This window comes from Actinomadura atramentaria DSM 43919 (assembly GCF_000381885.1).
Classification (GTDB): domain Bacteria; phylum Actinomycetota; class Actinomycetes; order Streptosporangiales; family Streptosporangiaceae; genus Spirillospora; species Spirillospora atramentaria.
This window is the reverse complement of the sequence record NZ_KB907212.1, coordinates 175,077-191,343: the sequence shown is the minus strand read 5'-3', so window position 1 is coordinate 191,343 and position 16,267 is coordinate 175,077. Positions and strand designations below refer to the sequence as shown.

General features: G+C 72.3%; 23 protein-coding genes and 2 tRNA genes. 9 read left to right on the top strand and 16 right to left on the bottom strand.

Going from position 1 to position 16,267, the window contains the following annotated elements; translation table 11 throughout:
• Positions 1-3: 3 nt before the first annotated feature.
• A complete protein-coding gene (locus tag G339_RS0114340) occupies positions 4-2,526 on the bottom strand; it encodes a carboxylate--amine ligase/circularly permuted type 2 ATP-grasp protein (RefSeq protein WP_033323084.1) in 2,523 nt (840 codons plus the stop codon).
• A gap of 81 nt (positions 2,527-2,607) precedes the next feature.
• Here G339_RS0114340 and G339_RS33700 point away from each other — a divergent pair, with 81 nt between their 5' ends.
• Together G339_RS33700 and G339_RS0114330 are read left to right on the top strand one after the other, a co-directional pair.
• Positions 2,608-3,174, top strand: a complete 567-nt coding sequence (locus G339_RS33700) for a DUF4232 domain-containing protein (protein WP_019631767.1) — start codon at positions 2,608-2,610, stop codon at positions 3,172-3,174.
• A gap of 97 nt (positions 3,175-3,271) precedes the next feature.
• Positions 3,272-3,985 carry a hypothetical protein gene (locus G339_RS0114330; protein ID WP_019631766.1) on the top strand — a complete coding sequence of 238 codons (714 nt, stop codon included), beginning with the start codon at positions 3,272-3,274 and terminating at the stop codon, positions 3,983-3,985.
• A gap of 42 nt (positions 3,986-4,027) precedes the next feature.
• On the opposite strand, the gene G339_RS0114325 is transcribed toward G339_RS0114330, so the two are convergent.
• Entirely contained in the window at positions 4,028-5,260 is a 1,233-nt protein-coding gene (locus tag G339_RS0114325) for a lipase family protein (RefSeq protein WP_033323082.1), read from the bottom strand.
• A 215-nt stretch (positions 5,261-5,475) separates the two neighbouring features.
• Positions 5,476-5,548 (bottom strand) — tRNA-Arg (locus G339_RS0114320).
• A 255-nt stretch (positions 5,549-5,803) separates the two neighbouring features.
• Between G339_RS0114320 and G339_RS0114315 the strand changes: the two genes are divergently transcribed.
• Both G339_RS0114315 and G339_RS0114310 read left to right on the top strand, forming a co-directional pair.
• The gene (locus G339_RS0114315; RefSeq protein ID WP_240489810.1) at positions 5,804-6,247 is read left to right on the top strand and encodes a hypothetical protein; all 444 of its coding nucleotides are present in this window, start codon (positions 5,804-5,806) and stop codon (positions 6,245-6,247) included.
• Positions 6,248-6,361: 114 nt separating this feature from the next.
• A tRNA-Ser gene (locus tag G339_RS0114310) sits at positions 6,362-6,450 on the top strand.
• 167 nt (positions 6,451-6,617) lie between these two features.
• Here the strand turns inward: G339_RS0114310 and G339_RS0114305 are convergent.
• Positions 6,618-7,214 carry a class I SAM-dependent methyltransferase gene (locus G339_RS0114305; RefSeq protein ID WP_019631763.1) on the bottom strand — a complete coding sequence of 199 codons (597 nt, stop codon included), beginning with the start codon at positions 7,212-7,214 and terminating at the stop codon, positions 6,618-6,620.
• A gap of 286 nt (positions 7,215-7,500) precedes the next feature.
• Here G339_RS0114305 and G339_RS0114300 point away from each other — a divergent pair, with 286 nt between their 5' ends.
• From G339_RS0114300 to G339_RS0114290, 3 genes are read left to right on the top strand one after another with little or no spacing between them, the layout of a single operon-like run.
• Positions 7,501-8,106 carry a sulfite oxidase-like oxidoreductase gene (locus tag G339_RS0114300; protein WP_019631762.1) on the top strand — a complete coding sequence of 202 codons (606 nt, stop codon included), beginning with the start codon at positions 7,501-7,503 and terminating at the stop codon, positions 8,104-8,106.
• On the top strand, positions 8,081-8,827 hold the full coding sequence (locus G339_RS0114295; protein WP_019631761.1) for an FAD-binding oxidoreductase: 747 nt from the start codon (positions 8,081-8,083) through the stop codon (positions 8,825-8,827). Before G339_RS0114300 ends, G339_RS0114295 begins: the two co-directional genes overlap by 26 nt.
• 2 nt (positions 8,828-8,829) lie before the next feature.
• Positions 8,830-9,099 carry a DUF6510 family protein gene (locus G339_RS0114290; protein WP_019631760.1) on the top strand — a complete coding sequence of 90 codons (270 nt, stop codon included), beginning with the start codon at positions 8,830-8,832 and terminating at the stop codon, positions 9,097-9,099.
• Here the strand turns inward: G339_RS0114290 and G339_RS0114285 are convergent.
• The 7 genes from G339_RS0114285 to G339_RS0114245 form a co-directional block, all read right to left on the bottom strand.
• Complete coding sequence (locus tag G339_RS0114285) at positions 9,096-9,593, bottom strand: hypothetical protein (protein WP_019631759.1); 498 nt, start codon at positions 9,591-9,593, stop codon at positions 9,096-9,098. The genes G339_RS0114290 and G339_RS0114285 overlap by 4 nt on opposite strands.
• 23 nt (positions 9,594-9,616) lie before the next feature.
• Complete coding sequence (locus G339_RS0114280; RefSeq protein WP_019631758.1) at positions 9,617-10,213, bottom strand: hypothetical protein; 597 nt, start codon at positions 10,211-10,213, stop codon at positions 9,617-9,619.
• Positions 10,206-10,700: a WXG100-like domain-containing protein gene (locus G339_RS0114275; protein WP_019631757.1), complete on the bottom strand. Its 495-nt coding sequence runs from the start codon at positions 10,698-10,700 to the stop codon at positions 10,206-10,208. Before G339_RS0114275 ends, G339_RS0114280 begins: the two co-directional genes overlap by 8 nt.
• On the bottom strand, positions 10,700-11,026 hold the full coding sequence (locus G339_RS0114270; RefSeq protein ID WP_019631756.1) for a WXG100 family type VII secretion target: 327 nt from the start codon (positions 11,024-11,026) through the stop codon (positions 10,700-10,702). The genes G339_RS0114275 and G339_RS0114270 overlap by 1 nt, the downstream gene beginning before the upstream one ends.
• Before the next feature lie 150 nt (positions 11,027-11,176).
• Positions 11,177-11,575 (bottom strand): arsenate reductase/protein-tyrosine-phosphatase family protein, encoded by a 399-nt coding sequence (locus G339_RS0114265; RefSeq protein ID WP_026341438.1) that lies wholly within the window; start codon positions 11,573-11,575, stop codon positions 11,177-11,179.
• Positions 11,572-12,795 (bottom strand): ACR3 family arsenite efflux transporter, encoded by a 1,224-nt coding sequence (gene arsB / locus G339_RS0114260; RefSeq protein WP_019631754.1) that lies wholly within the window; start codon positions 12,793-12,795, stop codon positions 11,572-11,574. Before arsB ends, G339_RS0114265 begins: the two co-directional genes overlap by 4 nt.
• Positions 12,792-13,145, bottom strand: coding sequence for an ArsR/SmtB family transcription factor (locus G339_RS0114245; RefSeq protein ID WP_019631753.1), 354 nt, complete (start codon positions 13,143-13,145; stop codon positions 12,792-12,794). The genes arsB and G339_RS0114245 overlap by 4 nt, the downstream gene beginning before the upstream one ends.
• 82 nt (positions 13,146-13,227) lie before the next feature.
• Between G339_RS0114245 and G339_RS33695 the strand changes: the two genes are divergently transcribed.
• Positions 13,228-13,671, top strand: coding sequence for an ArsI/CadI family heavy metal resistance metalloenzyme (locus G339_RS33695; RefSeq protein ID WP_019631752.1), 444 nt, complete (start codon positions 13,228-13,230; stop codon positions 13,669-13,671).
• A gap of 87 nt (positions 13,672-13,758) precedes the next feature.
• Here the strand turns inward: G339_RS33695 and G339_RS37740 are convergent, their stop codons facing one another.
• From G339_RS37740 to G339_RS36670, 4 genes are all read right to left on the bottom strand, one after another.
• Complete coding sequence (locus tag G339_RS37740) at positions 13,759-13,971, bottom strand: DUF397 domain-containing protein (protein WP_019631751.1); 213 nt, start codon at positions 13,969-13,971, stop codon at positions 13,759-13,761.
• Between the two features lie 63 nt (positions 13,972-14,034).
• A complete protein-coding gene (locus G339_RS0114230) occupies positions 14,035-14,241 on the bottom strand; it encodes a DUF397 domain-containing protein (RefSeq protein ID WP_019631750.1) in 207 nt (68 codons plus the stop codon).
• Between the two features lie 23 nt (positions 14,242-14,264).
• Complete coding sequence (locus G339_RS0114225; protein ID WP_019631749.1) at positions 14,265-14,471, bottom strand: DUF397 domain-containing protein; 207 nt, start codon at positions 14,469-14,471, stop codon at positions 14,265-14,267.
• Positions 14,468-15,277 (bottom strand): helix-turn-helix domain-containing protein, encoded by an 810-nt coding sequence (locus tag G339_RS36670; protein ID WP_019631748.1) that lies wholly within the window; start codon positions 15,275-15,277, stop codon positions 14,468-14,470. Before G339_RS36670 ends, G339_RS0114225 begins: the two co-directional genes overlap by 4 nt.
• Positions 15,278-15,392: 115 nt before the next feature.
• On the opposite strand from G339_RS36670, the gene G339_RS0114215 reads away from it, so the two are divergent.
• Complete coding sequence (locus G339_RS0114215; RefSeq protein WP_019631747.1) at positions 15,393-15,797, top strand: hypothetical protein; 405 nt, start codon at positions 15,393-15,395, stop codon at positions 15,795-15,797.
• Between the two features lie 27 nt (positions 15,798-15,824).
• On the opposite strand, the gene G339_RS33685 is transcribed toward G339_RS0114215, so the two are convergent.
• Positions 15,825-16,091 carry a helix-turn-helix domain-containing protein gene (locus G339_RS33685; protein ID WP_019631746.1) on the bottom strand — a complete coding sequence of 89 codons (267 nt, stop codon included), beginning with the start codon at positions 16,089-16,091 and terminating at the stop codon, positions 15,825-15,827.
• Between the last annotated feature and the right edge of the window lie 176 nt (positions 16,092-16,267).

Genomic DNA, 16,267 nt, shown 5'->3' with positions numbered 1-16,267 from the left:
CGCTCAAGAGCGCAGCAGCCAGGTGTCCTTCGAGCCGCCGCCGCGCGTGGAGTTCACGACGCGGCTGCCCTCGGGCGCGACGCGGGACAGCGCGAGCGGCAGGACGTCCGCGCCCGCCGGCGACTGGACGACGAACGCGCGCAGGTCCAACGCGCGCGGACGCAGCCGCCCGTCCTCGAACGTCGGGTGCGTCGAGAGGGTCACCGGGTCCTGCGCGATCCAGCGGGCGGGCTCCGCGCGGATGCGGTCGCGGGCCTCGTCCAGCTCGGCGGGCGACGCGTCCGGGCCGACGAGCACGCCCAGGCCGCCCTGGCCGTCCACCGGCTTCACGACGAGGTCCGCGATCTCGTCCAGCACCCGCGCGCACTGCTCCGCGTCCCGGCACAGGTACGTGCGGACGCCGCCGAGCAGCGGTTCCTCGTCCAGGTAGTAGCGGATCAGCGCCGGGACGAACGCGTACAGCGCCTTGTCGTCCCCGACTCCGTTGCCGGGCGCGTTCGCGAGCCGCACCGCCCCGCTCTCCAGCGCGGCGCGCAGGCCGGGGCCGATCGGGCGGCCGTCCGCGCCGTCCGCGCCGAACAGCTCGTCCTCGGCGATGCGCCGGTAGATCGCCGCGACGCGCCGGCCGTCCGCGTGGACGCCGTCCGCGTCGGCGCGGAGCGCGTCCGGGGTCAGCAGCGGGACGCCCATCTCGTCCGCGAGCAGGCGGTGCTCGAAGTACGCGGAATCGTCCGGGCCGGACGTGAGCAGCGCCGCCCCGCCGTCCTCCGGCGCCAGCGCCGCCCGCAGCGCGCCGATCGCCCGCGTCGCGCTCGCGGACGGCAGCGCCCGCGTCAGCTCCGGCAGCACGCGCGCGATGAGCCGCCGGTTCGCCAGCGCGTATCCGATGCCGGACGGAACCCGCAGGTTGTCCTCCAGCACCGACCAGTGGCCCGCGCCGTCCCGGACGAGATCGACGCCCGCGACCGCGCACCGCACCGCGCCCGCCGGAACTAGCGAGCCCTCGGCGCGGAGGCCGGGCGCGTCGTCGAGCACCCACGCCGGGACGATCCCGTCCGCGACCGCCGCCCGCTTCCCGTACGCGTCGCGCAGGAACGCCTCCAGCGCCCGCACCCGCTGGACGAGCCCGGCGCGCAGCGGCGCCCAGTCGTCGGCGGCGACCAGGCGCGGGACGACGTCGACCGGGAACAGCCGCTCCTCGTCGCCGTCCACCTGGAAGGTCATGCCGAGGCGGCGCTGCACGGCGTCGCGTTCCCGCTCGCGCTCGCGCAGGCCGTCCGCGCCGATCCGGTCGAACGCGTCCATCAGCAGGCCGTAGGGGCCGCGCGCGGTGCCGTCGAACAGGACGGCCTCGTCGTCCTCGGCCGCGTAGCCGGCCAGCATCGACTCCACGCGCGGCCGCCCGAATCCCGCGCCCGCCAGCGAACCCGTCTGCTCGCGGGTCTCGTCGAGCAGCAGGTCCACGACACGGCGGAACCCGCCGCCGTTGAACGCCGCGCGCTGCCGCGCCGCCGAACCGCCGCTCTCCACGGCCGCGCCTGCGAGTTCGGCGACCAGCTCCCAGTCGCCGAACCGCTCCAGCGCGGGCCGCAGCTCGTCCAGCACGCGGCGGACGTGGACGGGCGCGGGGACCGGCGTCCGCTCCACCGGGTCGACCAGCTCGCCCTCCAGCCCGGACCGCGCGGCCCGCCAGTTCAGCGCGCGCGCCAGCTCCGGCCGGATCGGCACGGGCGGACGGCCCGCGTCGAGGGCCGCCAGTTCCTCGGCGACCATCGCGCGGAACAGGCCGGCGAGCAGCACCACGTCCTCGACGCGCGGGCACGCGTCGCACACGCGCAGCTCGACGGTCGGCACGTGCGCGGACGGCCGGACGTCGAAGTACAGCATCCCCGGATCGCTGATCACGCCCGAGCGCTGGAGATCCTCCAGCAGCGCGTCGTACTCCGCCGCCGACGCGAACGAGCCCACCGGCCCGGCGGTCGGCCACCGGCTCCACAGCAGCGTCCGGTAGCTCGCGTACCCGGTGTCGTCGCCGCGCCAGTACGGCGAGCTGGCCGACAGCGCGAGCAGCACCGGCATCCGGTGCGCCAGCCGCTGCGCGACCGCGACGGCCCGCTCCCGGTCCGCGACCTCCACATGGACCTGCGCGCCGCAGATCAACTGCTCGCGCGCCAGCGCCTGGTACTCGCCGAGCATGTGCTCGTAGCGCGGGTCGGGCGTGACGTCCAGCGCGTCGAGGTCCGCCTCCGGGACGGTCCCGGCCGCGACCACGCCGAGCCCCAGCGGCTCAGCCTCCGTCACGACCCCGCGCCGCAGCGCCGTCAGGTCCTCGGCCAGGTCGACCAGCTTGAGGTAGGGGCGGCTGTTGGTCTCCACGACCGAGCGCTGCAGCTCCTCGCCGAACCGCTCGCCGGGGAGCCGCCGCAGCAGCCGGTCGGCGCGCGGCCGCAGCCGCCGCGTCTCCAGATCGACGGTGTGGAACTCTTCCTCCACACCCACGGCCGTCTCTTCTGCCTGTGCGTCCATCAGCGGACGCTTTGCCCAATAGGTTTGCTTTTGATCCTGTTGGGCGGGTTTTTGCAGGTCAACGTGTGCCATCATCGGGCGATGCGTCGCCTGCTCCCGCTCGTCCTGGTCCCCCTGCTCGCCGCGTCCGCGTGCGCGACCGCGCTGGAGGAAGAGCACGGCGCGCCGATCCCGATCCGGTCGCTGCCGACGCCGAGCGCGCCCGAACTGCCGCCGACGCCGACGCTCAGCCCGACGCCGTGCGACGCGACCGGTGTCAGCCTCACGGCGGGCCTGGTGGACGCCGCGATGGGCGAGCGCGGGCTCGGCATCACGCTCACCAACTGCGGGGGCAAGCCGTTCCGGCTCGACGGGCGGCCGGCCGTGCGGCTCCTGGACGACGCCCGCGCCCCGATCGACGTCGAGACCCCGGCGGGCACCCAGGACAAGCCGAAGCCCCTGACGCTCAAGCCCGGCGAGACGGCGCGGTTCGTCCTGATGTGGCGCAACACGGTGACGGACGTGGACAAGCCCGCGATCCGCGCGCCCTACATCGAGGTCACGCCCGCGCCGGGCCGTCCTGCGCACGTCGTGGCCCCGGACGGCGGCGTCGACATCGGCACGACGGGCCGCGTGGAGGTCAACGCCTGGACCCACCCGCCGTCCTGACACCTGATCGTGTCCGACTTCCGGCGTTAAGGGAGTGAACCGCCCCGGTCCGACCGACCATACTTACCGGGCATTCAACCCCAGGCTAGGAAAAACAATGCGATTCACGGCCCTGATCGGCGGCGCGCTCGCCGCCGCCCTCGCCCTGTCCACGGCCGCCTGCGACGGCTCGGACGACGGCGGCGCGCCGCCCGCCGCGCGCGCGACGACGCGGGCGACCACCAACGGCATCGACAAGCTCGACGTCACCGCGATCCTCGACCGCGCGCGCACCGCGACGCTCGCCGCCAGCTCCGTCCACATGAGCGGCGCGATGCCGATGGACGGCGGCTCGATGCAGATCGACGTCTCGTTCGCCGGCAAGGCGACGTCCCAGGGCACGATCACCCAGGGCGAGCAGAAGTTCGAGTTCATCCGCCTCGACGACGCGATCTACGTCAAGGGCAACGAGGCGTTCCTCTCCGACGCCGCCGGAGGGGCCGCGGTCAGCCTGCTGAAGGACAAGTACATCAAGACGAGCAGCAAGTCCAAGGACTTCAAGGACGTCGAGCCGCTGACCGACGTGACCGGCATGGTGGGCGACATCATGACGCCTACCGGTACGCCGACCAAGGGCGAGATCACCACGGTCTCCGGCCGGCGGGCGCTCGAACTGCGCGACGGCGGGGACTCCATGTACGTCGCGCTCGACGGCGAGCCGCGCGTGCTGCGCGTGAAGTCCGACGGCGACGCGATCCTGGACCTCGACCGGTACGGCGACCCCGTCCAGGTGACGGCGCCGCCCGCGGGCCAGATCGTCAACATCGGCTGACGCGCGCCGGGGCGGGCCGCGACGGCCCGCCCCGGCGATCGGTCACGCCGCGCAGTTCCCCTGCGTCGGCTTGCCCGCGAAGCGGTCCGCGAGGAACGCCGCCGCGTCCGGCTCGCTCTGCAGCGCGCCGAGGACGTGCTCGGCGAACGTGTACGTCTTCCACGTCACGTTCGCGCCCTTGGCGCACCACGCCTTGTGCAGGTCGTCCGCCTGCTGGAACGGGATGATCTCGTCGAACACGGCCTGCGACTGGAACACCGGCGCGGACGGGGCCGTCCCGCCGAGCTTGTTCTCCTTGAGCCGCGCCTGCCAGTCCGGCTGGTCGAGCGGGTTCTTGACGGTGAAGTCGCTGATCTTCTTGAACGCCGTGCCGAGCACCGTCGGGACCACGTCGAAGCTGAGCAGGCAGATGTCCTTGCTGCTGTCGAGCAGCTTCTTGCCCGCGTCGTTGAGGTAGCTGTTCAGGTTCAGCTCGGGGTACGCCGCGTCGTAGCCGACCGCCGCCATATACATCAGCGCGGCGAACGGGCCCTGGTCGAGGCTCTTGGCGACGGCGAGGAGGTCGGCCGGGACGCCGCCCGCCGCGACGCCCTTCACCTGCAACTCCGGCGCGTACGACGCGGCGAGCTGCGCGGCCCACCCCGCCGACGTCCCGCCCTGCGAGTAGCCCCAGATCCCGACCGGCGCGTCGCCGATCCCCGCGGCGTCGAGGTGCTCCGCCGCGCGCGCCATGTTCAGGACGGCCTTGCCCTGCGACTGGCCGACCTCGTAGGTGTGCTGGCCCGGCGTGCCCAGGCCCTCCATGTCGGTGACCGCGACGGCCCAGCCCCGGCTGAGCGCGTCCGCGATGAACAGCTCCTCGTAGTCCAGGCCCTGCGCGAGCGTGTACGACGGCGCGCACGCGTCGCCGAGCCCGCGCGTCCCGACCGTGTACGAGACGAGGGGGCGCTTGCCCGTCCCCGTCCACGCCTTGGTCGGCACGACGACCGTCCCGGACACGGCGATCGGCGCGCCCGTCGCGGACTCGGACCGGTAGAGGACCTGCCACGCCTTCGCGTCCCCGAACGACGGGTACGCGGACTCGCGCGACCGGATGATGTCGCCCGGCTTCCCTGCGGGCAGCGGCGACGGCGGTGTGTAGAACGCGTCCTGCGCGGGCGGTTTGACCTCGGCCGGCGCGGCCTCGGCGCTGCCCTGCAGCGCGGCGGCCGTCATCGCGACGCCGACGCAGGAGGCCAGTACCGTCCGCACGACGCGGCGAACACTGGTGGACATGAGCGGTGCCCCTTCGGTCGTCCCCCTGTGCCGTCCGGGTGACGGCCGCCCCGACCCTAAAGTAAGTGGACACTGATTCCAATACGCCGACCGACGCAACCGCACCCGCGCTTTTGTGCCCCACGCCACACCGCCCCCTGGCCCGGCGCAACGCGAACGGGCCGAAGGCATAAAAAAACCCTGGCCAGAGGACTCTGACCAGGGATTTCCGTCTGTGCACCCGAAGGGATTCGAACCCCTAACCTTCTGATCCGTAGTCAGATGCTCTATCCGTTGAGCTACGGGTGCGCCTTCCCGGCTCGCACCGGGAGGTTCGTCGTCGTGGAGGGAGTCTAGCAGGCCCTTGTGGTGGGGGGCCGACCGCTCGGTCCGCGCTCCGACGTCCACCAGTGTAGGGCATCCCGGCGGGCGGCCGGACCATGACGGGCGCGGGAACCATTGCGGGCGGCCGCGCGCCAAAGGGTCATTCGGGACACGACTGACGGTGTGCCGGTCTACTCTCGTCCAACGCCCAACCCCCCATCAAGGAGACTCCCCATGCGCATGTCCGCCACCACTCTGGTCGGCGCCCTTCTCGTCGGCGGCGCCGTGCTCGGCTCGACGGCGTGCGGACCGCTCGACTCCGTCACGGGCGGCAGCAAGAAGACCGCCTGCAACAGCATCGAGTCGACGCTGAAGACGCTCACGAACGTCAGCACGCCCGACCTCAGCAACCCGTCGGCGGGCGCGTCGGCGAACGCCCAGAAGTACACCGACGCCGCCGCGAAGATCCGCTCCGCCGGACAGGACGCGGGCGGCGACGTCGAGTCCGCCGCGGGCCGCTTCGCCGACGACCTCGACGCCACGGCCAAGACGCTCAGCAGCCTCGCGTCCGGGGACCTGTCGAGCGGCACCAACGGCCTCACCTCGATCAGCAAGATGCAGCAGGACGGCCAGGACCTCGGCAAGGCGTGCGGCTTCACCGGCGGCCTGCACTTCGGCTCCTGACCCCGCCGCTCCGGCCCCGGCCCCACCCGGCCGGGGCCGGCCGCGCGCCCCGCGCAAACGACTTTGCCGGTTGCCGCGACGACCGGTAGCCTGTGCTGAGCCCTCGGGCTTCCTGGAGGATTCGCCTAGTCCGGTCTATGGCGCCGCACTGCTAATGCGGTTTGGGTGCAAGCCCATCCGGGGTTCAAATCCCCGATCCTCCGCCTTCTGATCTGCGGGGATGCGCAACGAGCGCATCCCCGCAGTCATCTCGCCGCGCCGCCGAGTCTCACAAAACCGGACATACCGGACGGATGGTGGCACATCCGGGTTCCGTGCGGGTCCGAGGTCCCGCGCCTCTACGCCCCGACCAGCGCGCCGCACGACGCGCTCAGCGGCGGTGGGCGCGGAGGATCGTGTCGTTGGCGTGGTGGGTGCCGGGCGGGGCTGGGGCGGTGCGGGGGCGGGTCTCGTTGACGAGGACGTGCCAGTCGGCGTCCAGGAGTTCGGCGATCTGGGCGGGCTGGTAGAAGGAGCGCGGGTCGACGCCGTCCACGCGGGACGGCACGTCGGCGAGGTCGTGGCCGACGAACAGCAGCGTGCCGCCGGGGGCGACGGCGGCCAGCAGGCGGCGCAGCGCCGCGTGGTCCGGCCGGACCGGCAGCGGGAAGTACTGCGCGGTCACCAGGTCGAACGGGCCCGCCGGGGGCGGCTCGGCGGTGAGGTCGGCGCGCGTCCACGCCGTGCGGTCCGCGACGTCCGCGGCCGACGCGGCGGCGCGCCGCAGCGCGACCTCGGAGATGTCGACGCCGGTCACCCGCCAGCCGCGCCGGGCGAGCCACAGCGCGTCGCCGCCCTCCCCGCACCCGAGGTCGAGCGCCCGGCCCGGCGGCAGGTCGGCGGCCTCGGTGACGAGCACCCCGTTGGGGTTTCCGCTGAACAACTGGTCGCGACTGCCGTACCGCTCGTCCCAGAACTCGGCGTCCATGCCGTTCCTCCCCAAGGTTCGCCGCCCCGGCGGACATGCCGTCTGAGCGGGGCTTTCGCACCGCTGCGGCGCTCTTCGCCCACGGTGCCCCCACCCGCGCCGACCAGGCAAAGCCCGTTGCCGAAACCGCAAGCCGAGGCGGTGCCTCCGCGCACCCGGAACGTTTGACGCGATCTTGGACCGGACGCGGCGGGCGCGTTCCGGTCGCGTTGATGGAGTGGCGAGGAACGTTCCAACCGACCCGTCCGAGGTGTCCGATGCCGTACGCGATCCACCGGTAGGCGCGATGGCCTCCCTCACACCCGGCTTCCGCGGGCGCGGCGCGGCGCGCGACGACAGCGGGCGGCTGCCGCCGGGGCAGCACCTGGTCGAGGGCTTCCCCGTCCTGTCCGCCGGGCCGACGCCGCGCGTGCCCGAGGGGTCGTGGCGGTTCACGCTGGAGACCCCGGACGGGACGGCGCGCCGCTGGACGTGGCGCGAGTTCATGGACCTTCCCCAGGAGCGCCCCACGGTTGACATCCACTGCGTGACCCGGTGGTCGAAGTACGACACGACGTGGGTCGGCGTCTCGGTGGACACGCTGTTGGACGGGATCGACACGTCGGCGAAGTTCGCGTTGGCGCGCTGCCACGGCGGCTACACGACGAACGTCCCGCTCGCGGACGTCACGGGCGGCAAGGCATGGATCGTCCACACCTACGACGGGGAACCGCTGCCCGCCGCGCACGGCGGCCCGGCCCGGCTGCTCATCCCGCACCTGTACTTCTGGAAGTCCGCGAAGTGGGTGCGCGGGCTGCGGCTGCTCGACCGCGACGAGCCCGGGTTCTGGGAATCCGCCGGGTACCACGACTACGGAGATCCCTGGCGTGAGCAGCGCTACTCCTGGGCGTGAGGCCCCGGCCTGGCGCACCGCGACGCTGGTCGGCGACCGCTGCGAGACTCCCGACGTCCGCACGCTGCTGCTGGACGTTCCCGGCTGGCCCGGCCACCTGCCCGGACAGCACGTCGACCTGCGGCTCACCGCCGACGACGGCTACCAGGCGACCCGCAGCTACTCCATCGCCGCGCCCGCCGCCGGGGAGCGCGTCGAACTGACCGTCCAGCGGCTCCCGGACGGCGAAGTCTCCCCCTACCTTGTGGACGACTATCCGACCGGCGCACTCATCGAGATGCTCGGCCCGGTCGGCGGCTGGTTCGTGTGGCGAGGCGGGGACGAGCCGCTGCTGCTCGTCGCGGGCGGGGCGGGCGTCGTGCCCGTCATGGCGATGGCGCGGGCGTGGCGCGACACCGGTTCGCGCGCGCCGCTCCGGCTGCTGTACTCGCTGCGCTCGCCCGACCAGCTCTTCTACGCCGACGAACTCGCGGACCTCGCCGAACGCGGCGCGGGCGTCCTGCTCGCGTACACGCGCGAGACACCGCCCGGCCACGACCGTCCGGCGGCCCGCCTCGCCGCCGACGACCTCGCCGCGCACGGCTTCCCGCCCGGCGACGCGCCGCACTGCTACGTCTGCGGCCCGACGCCGTTCGTCGAGGCGGTCGGCGCGGCGCTCACCGGACTCGGCCACGACGGGGACCGCGTCCGCGCCGAGCGGTTCGGCCCCACGGGAGGATGAACATGGACGAACCAGGCACCGGGCTCGACGGCAACGCCCTCGCCGGACCGCTCGGCCTGATCTTCACGCCCGACATGACGACGGCGGCCGGGCGCTGCGGCTCCTGCGGCCGCGACGGGATGCTCGCCCGCGCCCCGCTGTACGCCGACGCGCCGGGCGCGGTGCTGCGCTGCCCGTTCTGCGGCGAGGTGACGCTGCGGCTCGTCACCGCCCCGGACCGGTACTGGCTCGACCTGCCCGCCGGGACGTCGCTGATGATCCCCCGCGGCTAGAGGATGCCGAGGCGGCGCAGGGTCTCGCGGTCCCAGGGGAGGCCCGGGGAGTCGGTGAACAGGGCGTGGAAGACGCGGACCTCGCCCGGTCCGACGCTGAAGAGGCGCAGGTCGATCGGGTCCTCCAGCTCGGCGCGGGTCAGCGCGCGCAGGCCCGCGCGGGACAGGACGTCGAGCAGCCAGCGTTCCTCGTCGCGCAAGTCGGGGGACGCGGGCGTCAGGACGTCGTCCCAGGCGTCGCTGAGCCGGGCGAATGCCGCGTACGGGCCGACGACGGACAGCATCAGGACCCAGCGCAGCCCCGCCCGGTCGAGGCCGTAGACGAAACCGTGGTCGTCGTCGGGGTCCGTGTCCTCCTCGACGACGAAGACGCGCGCGACCTCCGCCATCAGCGCGTCGTACGGCCGGGCGTCCAGCGCCGCCGCGACGGAGTCGAACCGGGGTTCGGCGAGCGAGCCGTAGGCGCTCTCGATGCGCCGCGCGATGTCGTCCACTGCGCGCCCCGCCCCTTCCGGCGTCACTTCGGATGTCCGTGGATCGTACCGTCGTCGTCCATGTGGACCCGGACCTTGTGCTGCGGCTGGCCCTGCGGGCTGTAGCCGGTGACGTGGTCGGGCCCGTAGTCGTGCGTGCGGACGCGGGGGCGCTTCGGGTCGGGCGTCCCCTGGTACCACGCGTCGTAGGTGTGGTGGTTCGCGAACGACTCGTCGCCCGCCCACGTCGAGGTCGGTTTGCCCGCCTTCTTGCGGTTCTCGTACTGCGGCGTCCCCCGGACGTGGCCCTTCTGCTTCTGGCCGTTGATGCCGGTCGGGTGCTCGTGCGGCGCGCCGCGCTTGCCCTTCGGCGCGGGCGGGCGCGGGGCCGCGCCCTTGCCGCCCTTGCCGGGCTTGAACAGGCCCATCCGCAGCGGGCGCGCGATCGGGCCGCGCCCGCCGCCCTTGTGGCCGCCGCGCCGGCCGCCCCGGTGCCCGCCGCGGTGCCGCCGTCCCGCCGCGACCGGCGCGCGCCCCGCGTCCAGGACGCCGACCGGGCCGGGCACGAGCAGCAGCGCGGCGAGCAGCAGCGCGACGGCCGCGCGGCCCGCCCGTCCGGCCCGTCCCGCGAGGTCATCCATCGAGCAGCGCCCCGATCGCCTGGTTGATCAGCTCGTCCACGATCGCGCCGGTGATCTCCTTGAAGATCGGGATCTCCGCGAGGGACGCGCCGAACGTCGGCGCGGCCGTCGCGATGGCCTGCGCGATCTCGATGGCGAGCATCGTGAGCTGGACGATGACGTTGATCTTGAGCGCGAGGACGACGCCCGCGCACACCATCAGGCCCGCGCCGACCATCAGGCAGCCGTTGGCGGCGTCGCCGAGGTTGCGCGTCGGCGCCTCGTCGCCGGACCACGCCGTGCGGAACGCGTCGAAGTCGTCGCCCTTGTTCTCCGACCAGATCCGCTGTGCGACGGCGTCCGCGTCGGAGACGGTCGCGTGCAGGGTGGACGCCATGTCCATCCACGTGCCGCCGAGTTGGAACAGCTTCGTCTCGTCTGCCTCGGGCCAGTTGTAGCCGAGCATGCCGAGCAGGCTGATCAGCTCGCCGGGAAGTTGGAGGCCCATTACAGGACCTCGCCGATCCGGTTCACGTACAGCTCGTTGGACTGTTCCATCTCGACGTAGTTGTCGGCCATCTGCGTGAGCGCCTCGGCGTACTCGGCCAGGTCGTCGGCGTTCGTGGTGAAGCAGTCCAGCGCCGTGTCGAACGCCTCGTCGTGGGCCATGCCGATGATGGAGCCGATGTCGTCGGCGCCCCAGGGCTGGCCGAAGCCGTCCACCGTCGCCTCGAAATCGCTCAGCGCCTGCTGGAGACGGTCCGCGACGGCGCGCAGCTCGCTCGCGGACGCGCGCAGGCGGGACGGGTCGACCTCGAAGCCGTTGACCGTCATCGGGCGGGCCGCCCGGGCTCCGCGTGCATCGGCGGTCCTCCCCGTCGTTGTTGATCACGGGGAGCATAACCATCGCGAGGCGGGACGAGCAGTGACAAAACCCACCCGAACTTCGCGTGCTTTCGGGGCGTCCGCGCCCGATTCGCCAGGTCAGTCGGGGAGCAGGTCCGCGAGCAGTGCCCGGACGCGCGCGTCGATGGCGTCGCGGATCGGCCGGACCTCCGCCGCGGACAGCCCGGCGGGATCGGGGAGCCGCCAGTCCTCGTAGCGCTTGCCGGGGAGGACGGGACAGGCGTCGCCGCAGCCCATCGTGATGACGACGTCGGCGGCCCGGACGGCGTCGCCGGTGAGCGGTTTGGGGAACTCGGCGTTCAGCCCGATCTCCGCGAGTACCGCGACGACGGCCGGGTTCACCGCGTCGGCGGGCGCGGAGCCCGCGGAGCGGACGCGGACGCGCCCGGCGGCGTGGTGCTCCAGCAGCGCGGCGGCCATCTGCGACCTTCCCGCATTGTGGACGCAGACGAACAGCACTTCGGGAATGTCGGTCATGTTGAGCCTTCCCGGCGGCGCAGCGCCAGCGAGACGTGGACGAGGCCGACCAGCACCGGGACCTCGATGAGCGGCCCGACCACGCCCGCGAGGGCCTGGCCGGACGTGACGCCGAACGTCGCGACGGCCACCGCGATGGCCAGCTCGAAGTTGTTCCCGGCGGCGGTGAAGGCGAGCGTGGCCGTCCGGTCGTAGGGCAGGCCCACGGCCCGGCCGAGCGCGAACGAACCGGCCCACATCAGGGCGAAGTAGAGCAGCAGCGGGAGCGCGATCCGTGCCACGTCGCCGGGGTGGGACGTCACCGCGTCGCCCTGCAGCGCGAACAGGACGACGATCGTGAACAGCAGCCCGTACAGCGCCGCCGGGCCGACGCGCGGCAGGAACCGCCGCTCGTACCAGTCCCGGCCGCGCGCGCGTTCGGCCGCGCGGCGGGTCGCGTACCCGGCGGCCAGCGGCACGCCTAGGAAGACCAGCACGCTGCGCGCGATGTCCCACGCGGACGCGTCGAGCCGGACCTGCTCCAGGCCGAGCATTCCCGGCAGCGCGGTCAGGTAGAACCAGCCCAGCAGCCCGAACGCGACGACCTGGAACACCGAGTTGACGGCGACCAGCACGGCGGCGGCCTCGCGGTCGCCGCACGCGAGGTCGTTCCAGATGACGACCATCGCGATGCAGCGCGCGAGGCCGACGATGATCAGGCCCGTCCGGTACTCGGGGAGGTCCGGCAGCAGCAGCCAGGCCAGCGCGAACATCACGGCGGGGCCGACGACCCAGTTCAGCAGGAGCGACGGGACGAGCAGCCGCCGGTCGCGGGCGACGGCGCCCACGCGGTCGTAGCGGACCTTCGCGAGGACCGGGTACATCATCACGAGCAGGCCGACGGCGATCGGCAGCGAGATCCCGCCGACGCGGACGGCGTCCAGCGCGCGGTCGAGGCCGGGGACCGCGCGGCCCGCCGCCAACCCGGCCGCCATCGCCGCGCCGATCCACAGAGGCAGCAGCCGATCGACCCGGGACAGCCTGCGGGGCGCGCGGTCGCCCACGGCTCGGCCGGTGGTCGGGCCGACGCCGGTGGCCGTGGCGGCGTCGGTGCCCGTGACGGCACGAGCGTCCGAGCCGGTGGCCGAGTCGGCGCGCGAGCCCGTGCCCGTGACGGCACCAGCGCCCGGGTCGGTGGCCGAGTCGGAGCCCGGGCCGTTGGCCTGGCCGGGGGACGTCATCGCGTGGTCGCGGCGCGTGGGGCGAGGACGGCCGACAGGCGCTCCAGTACGCCCGGGTTGAGCCGGTAGTAGACCCATGTGCCGCGCCGTTCGGAGTCGATCAGCCCGGCGCGGCGCAGGGTCTTCAGGTGGTGGCTGATGGTCGGCGCGGTCAGGTCGAACGCGGCGGTCAGGTCGCACACGCACGCCTCGCCGCCGTCGTGGCAGGCGATCAGGGACAGCAGCCGCAGCCGGACGGGGTCGGCCACCGCCTTGAGCAGGGGCGCGAGTTCGGCGGCCTCGTCCTCGGTGAGCGGGGCGCACGCCAGCGGAGCCACGCAGCAGTCGGCGGGCGGCGGTTGCTTCGACATGCCTCTAATTTGACATCCATCTATCCAGAAGCGCAAACTCGGCGGCACGTTGATTCGATGGACGTCAAATCAGGAGGTTCCGGTGTCCCGTGTCCAGCTCGCCCTGCGCGTCTCCGACCTGGAGGGCTCGGTCGCGTTCTACACGCGGCTGTTCGGCGTCGAGCCCGCCAAGCGCCGCCCCGGCTACGCCAACTTCGCCGTCGCCGAACCGCCGCTGAAGCTGGTCCTCATCGAGGGCGACGGCGACGAGCCGACGCGCCTGGACCACCTGGGCGTCGAGGTCACCGACTCGGCCGCCGTCGAGGCCGCCACCCGCCGCCTGTCCGACGCGGGCCTCGCAACGCGCGAGGAGACCGACACGACCTGCTGCTACGCGGTCCAGGACAAGGCCTGGGTCCACGGTCCCGGCGGCGAACCGTGGGAGGTCTACGTGGTGAAGGCCGACGCGGAAACCCTCACCCCCGCCGAGGACTCGGCGTGCTGCGGAAACGCCGAGGGCGCACAGCCCCAGTCCGCCTGCTGCTGACCCGCCGAGCGCCCAAAACGAAACGGGACCGGTGAGTCGTCCACCGGTCCCGTGAAGGCTTGCCCAGAAGTGTTCTTGAGCAGTCGGTCAAACGGTCTTGCTCCAGGTGCCGTCCAGCTCACCGCTCTTGGCGTGCCGCAGAAGCGCCCCGAACTGCGAACGACGCAGCGCGAAGTGACCGAGCTGGGGGTTCTTCGAGTCGCGAACGGCAATGTTGCGCAGCACGCACGCAAGCTCAACGCAGTCGCTCTGGCTTCCGCCAGTCCCGCTGAAACTCGACTTGCGCCATACGGGAGTCATGCAAGACCCTCCATCACCTGCCGAACCAGCCTGTGTTGCCAGAGGTGGTTTTCAGGCAGTCGATCAAACCGTCCCGCTCCAGGTACCGTCCAGTTCGCCGCTCTTGACGTGCCGCAGGAGCCTCCCGAATTGCGAACGGCGCAGCGTGAAGTGACCGAGCTGGGGGTTCTTCGAGTCGCGAACGCCCACCGCAGTCACGAGCGCGGCGAGTTCAACGCAGCTACCGTTTACGCTGCCCTCGCTGCGGCTGGACTTACGCCACTTGATCATCGGTACTCCTTCGATCCTCTACGTCAGGCGAAGTTGCTCCAGGTGCCGTCCAGCTCGCCGCTCTTGACCTGCTGCAGAAGCGTTCCGAACTGCGAACGGCGCAGCGCGAAATGGCCGAGCTCGGGGTTCTTCGAGTCACGAACGCCGACAGCGGTCGCGAGAGCGGCGAGTTCAACACAGTTGCCGTTCACGCTGCCTTTGCTGCGGCTGGACTTACGCCATTCGATCATCCGTACCCCTCCATGATCTTCTTGATGAGTGCGATGGACGCGCCCTTACTTTCGGCGACGTCGCCGATCTGGCGGAAGCATATGTCGTACTCGACTACCTCAGAGGCATCCGTCACCAGACGGCCGGGTCCGAGTGCCTCAGTGTAGGCCACGTCCGCGCCGCCGACTCGGTACAGCTCGAATGAACCGTCCCGGCCGACGTGACCTCCGGAGCCGTGACCGACGATGCGCACGGCCCACGAGGCGGACTGCGCCAACTCCAGGAGCCGGGCGAGCTGTCCGCGCATGACCTCCGCCCCGCCGACCGGGTGCTCCAGCGCGTTCTGGTCGATGAGAAGCCAGACGAGCGGCCGGGGCTTGCGGTCGAGCACCTTCTGGCGGGCGAGGGTCTCCCGCACCGTCGAGTCCGCGTCGTCCCGTCCACCGTCGGCGAGCCGCGCGCGGATGTAGTCCTCCGTCTGGGCGAGGACGGGTATCCAGCCGAGCGCCCACACGCGGATCTGGTCGGCGCGGGATTCACTCCTGGCCCGGCCGTCCCGCCATTCAGACGAGTGCCGAGATTTCGCCCACCGGATGATCCGCCCAAGTCGGCCTCCGGTATCCCAAACCCGGTCGAGCTTGTCCGCGTCCTCTTCCTGAAGCTTCGATTCACCCGCTTCAATTTTTGAGATCAGCGTGCGGTCCTTCTCCAGGATCGCGGCGACGTCCCTGTGTGACATTCCGTGTGATTTGCGGAGTTTCTGCAGCTCGACCGCAGCCCAGTCGTGCATGTCCCGGTCGGGGTTCAGCTCCCGCCTGTTCGTCATTGAGCACGCTCCGTGATCATCGGGGGGTGAACTTGGGGAGTTCGCCTATGCACGGTAACCCGGCCCGGTCCACGCTTGTGGTCCCTTCACGAGAAGACCGCAGGAGCGTGACGACATGGGAGCCCACGAGCGGAAGACCAAGCAAACGCCGCAGCAGCCGGAAGCCGCGAAGCCGGGCGGCTTCTACTCCAAGCCCGACGACCAGGCGAGGGACGTCCTCAACCCCGCCGTCCTCCACCGCGAGCGCTTCACGTACCTGTCCCGCCTGCACGACGCGCTCGGAATGTTCGAGGGCGTCACCAGCGGAATCACGCACGTCAACACCTATCCCGTGCTCCTGGTGTTCCGCGCCGACCGGGCCGCCGACGTCCGCCGCGTCATCGTGGCCTACCGCGACGGCCGGTGGCGGCTGTCCTGGCACGGCGGCAGCACCCCCGCCGAGCACACCGCCGAGGCGGCGCACCAGCTCGTCCGCGCGCTGAACGGCCCCGCCACACCGAACGGCACGCTTGGCACGTGACACCAGCCCGGCGACCGGACCCCCGGGTCAGTCGGGGTGGCGGGCGGTGGCGGCTCGGGCCCGGGTTCGGGCTCGGTGGCCCGCGCCGCGGTCGGGTTGGGCGTCCTCGCGGTACGGGCTGCGCAGGACCTGGCGGACGGCCTCCCAGGAGAAGCGGAAGTCCTTGCCGGTCTTGAGGGCGGGAAGCTGGCCCGAGTTCGCCATCCGGCGGACGGTCTGCGGGGAGAGCCCGAGTTTGGCGGCCAGCTCGGCGGTGGTCAGCACGTCCGGGTCACGGGACGGCATCTCGCTCATGGGGGGAACTCCTGGACCTCGGGGGGCGCTGTCCACGGCACGCGGGCGCGAGGTCGCGTGCGACCCGCAATAATGCCACGCTTAGTGATCGACTCGCAACCTATCGTTGGGACACAGGTCACTCACCGCGACTTCGTCGTCATTTTTCTGGTGAATTGCCGGATGCGCGCTCCTAC

Bases quoted from the DNA above. Each gene is read 5' to 3' on its own strand.
- G339_RS0114340 (WP_033323084.1), bottom strand. From the start codon at position 2,526: ATGGACGCACAGGCAGAAGAGACGGCCGTGGGTGTGGAGGAAGAGTTC.
- G339_RS33700 (WP_019631767.1), top strand. From the start codon at position 2,608: ATGCGTCGCCTGCTCCCGCTCGTCCTGGTCCCCCTGCTCGCCGCGTCC.
- G339_RS0114330 (WP_019631766.1), top strand. From the start codon at position 3,272: ATGCGATTCACGGCCCTGATCGGCGGCGCGCTCGCCGCCGCCCTCGCC.
- G339_RS0114325 (WP_033323082.1), bottom strand. From the start codon at position 5,260: ATGTCCACCAGTGTTCGCCGCGTCGTGCGGACGGTACTGGCCTCCTGC.
- G339_RS0114315 (WP_240489810.1), top strand. From the start codon at position 5,804: ATGTCCGCCACCACTCTGGTCGGCGCCCTTCTCGTCGGCGGCGCCGTG.
- G339_RS0114305 (WP_019631763.1), bottom strand. From the start codon at position 7,214: ATGGACGCCGAGTTCTGGGACGAGCGGTACGGCAGTCGCGACCAGTTG.
- G339_RS0114300 (WP_019631762.1), top strand. From the start codon at position 7,501: ATGGCCTCCCTCACACCCGGCTTCCGCGGGCGCGGCGCGGCGCGCGAC.
- G339_RS0114290 (WP_019631760.1), top strand. From the start codon at position 8,830: ATGGACGAACCAGGCACCGGGCTCGACGGCAACGCCCTCGCCGGACCG.
- G339_RS0114280 (WP_019631758.1), bottom strand. From the start codon at position 10,213: ATGGATGACCTCGCGGGACGGGCCGGACGGGCGGGCCGCGCGGCCGTC.
- G339_RS0114275 (WP_019631757.1), bottom strand. From the start codon at position 10,700: ATGGGCCTCCAACTTCCCGGCGAGCTGATCAGCCTGCTCGGCATGCTC.
- G339_RS0114270 (WP_019631756.1), bottom strand. From the start codon at position 11,026: ATGACGGTCAACGGCTTCGAGGTCGACCCGTCCCGCCTGCGCGCGTCC.
- G339_RS0114265 (WP_026341438.1), bottom strand. From the start codon at position 11,575: ATGACCGACATTCCCGAAGTGCTGTTCGTCTGCGTCCACAATGCGGGA.
- arsB (WP_019631754.1), bottom strand. From the start codon at position 12,795: ATGACGTCCCCCGGCCAGGCCAACGGCCCGGGCTCCGACTCGGCCACC.
- G339_RS0114245 (WP_019631753.1), bottom strand. From the start codon at position 13,145: ATGTCGAAGCAACCGCCGCCCGCCGACTGCTGCGTGGCTCCGCTGGCG.
- G339_RS37740 (WP_019631751.1), bottom strand. From the start codon at position 13,971: ATGACTCCCGTATGGCGCAAGTCGAGTTTCAGCGGGACTGGCGGAAGC.
- G339_RS0114230 (WP_019631750.1), bottom strand. From the start codon at position 14,241: ATGATCAAGTGGCGTAAGTCCAGCCGCAGCGAGGGCAGCGTAAACGGT.
- G339_RS0114225 (WP_019631749.1), bottom strand. From the start codon at position 14,471: ATGATCGAATGGCGTAAGTCCAGCCGCAGCAAAGGCAGCGTGAACGGC.
- G339_RS36670 (WP_019631748.1), bottom strand. From the start codon at position 15,277: ATGACGAACAGGCGGGAGCTGAACCCCGACCGGGACATGCACGACTGG.
- G339_RS0114215 (WP_019631747.1), top strand. From the start codon at position 15,393: ATGGGAGCCCACGAGCGGAAGACCAAGCAAACGCCGCAGCAGCCGGAA.
- G339_RS33685 (WP_019631746.1), bottom strand. From the start codon at position 16,091: ATGAGCGAGATGCCGTCCCGTGACCCGGACGTGCTGACCACCGCCGAG.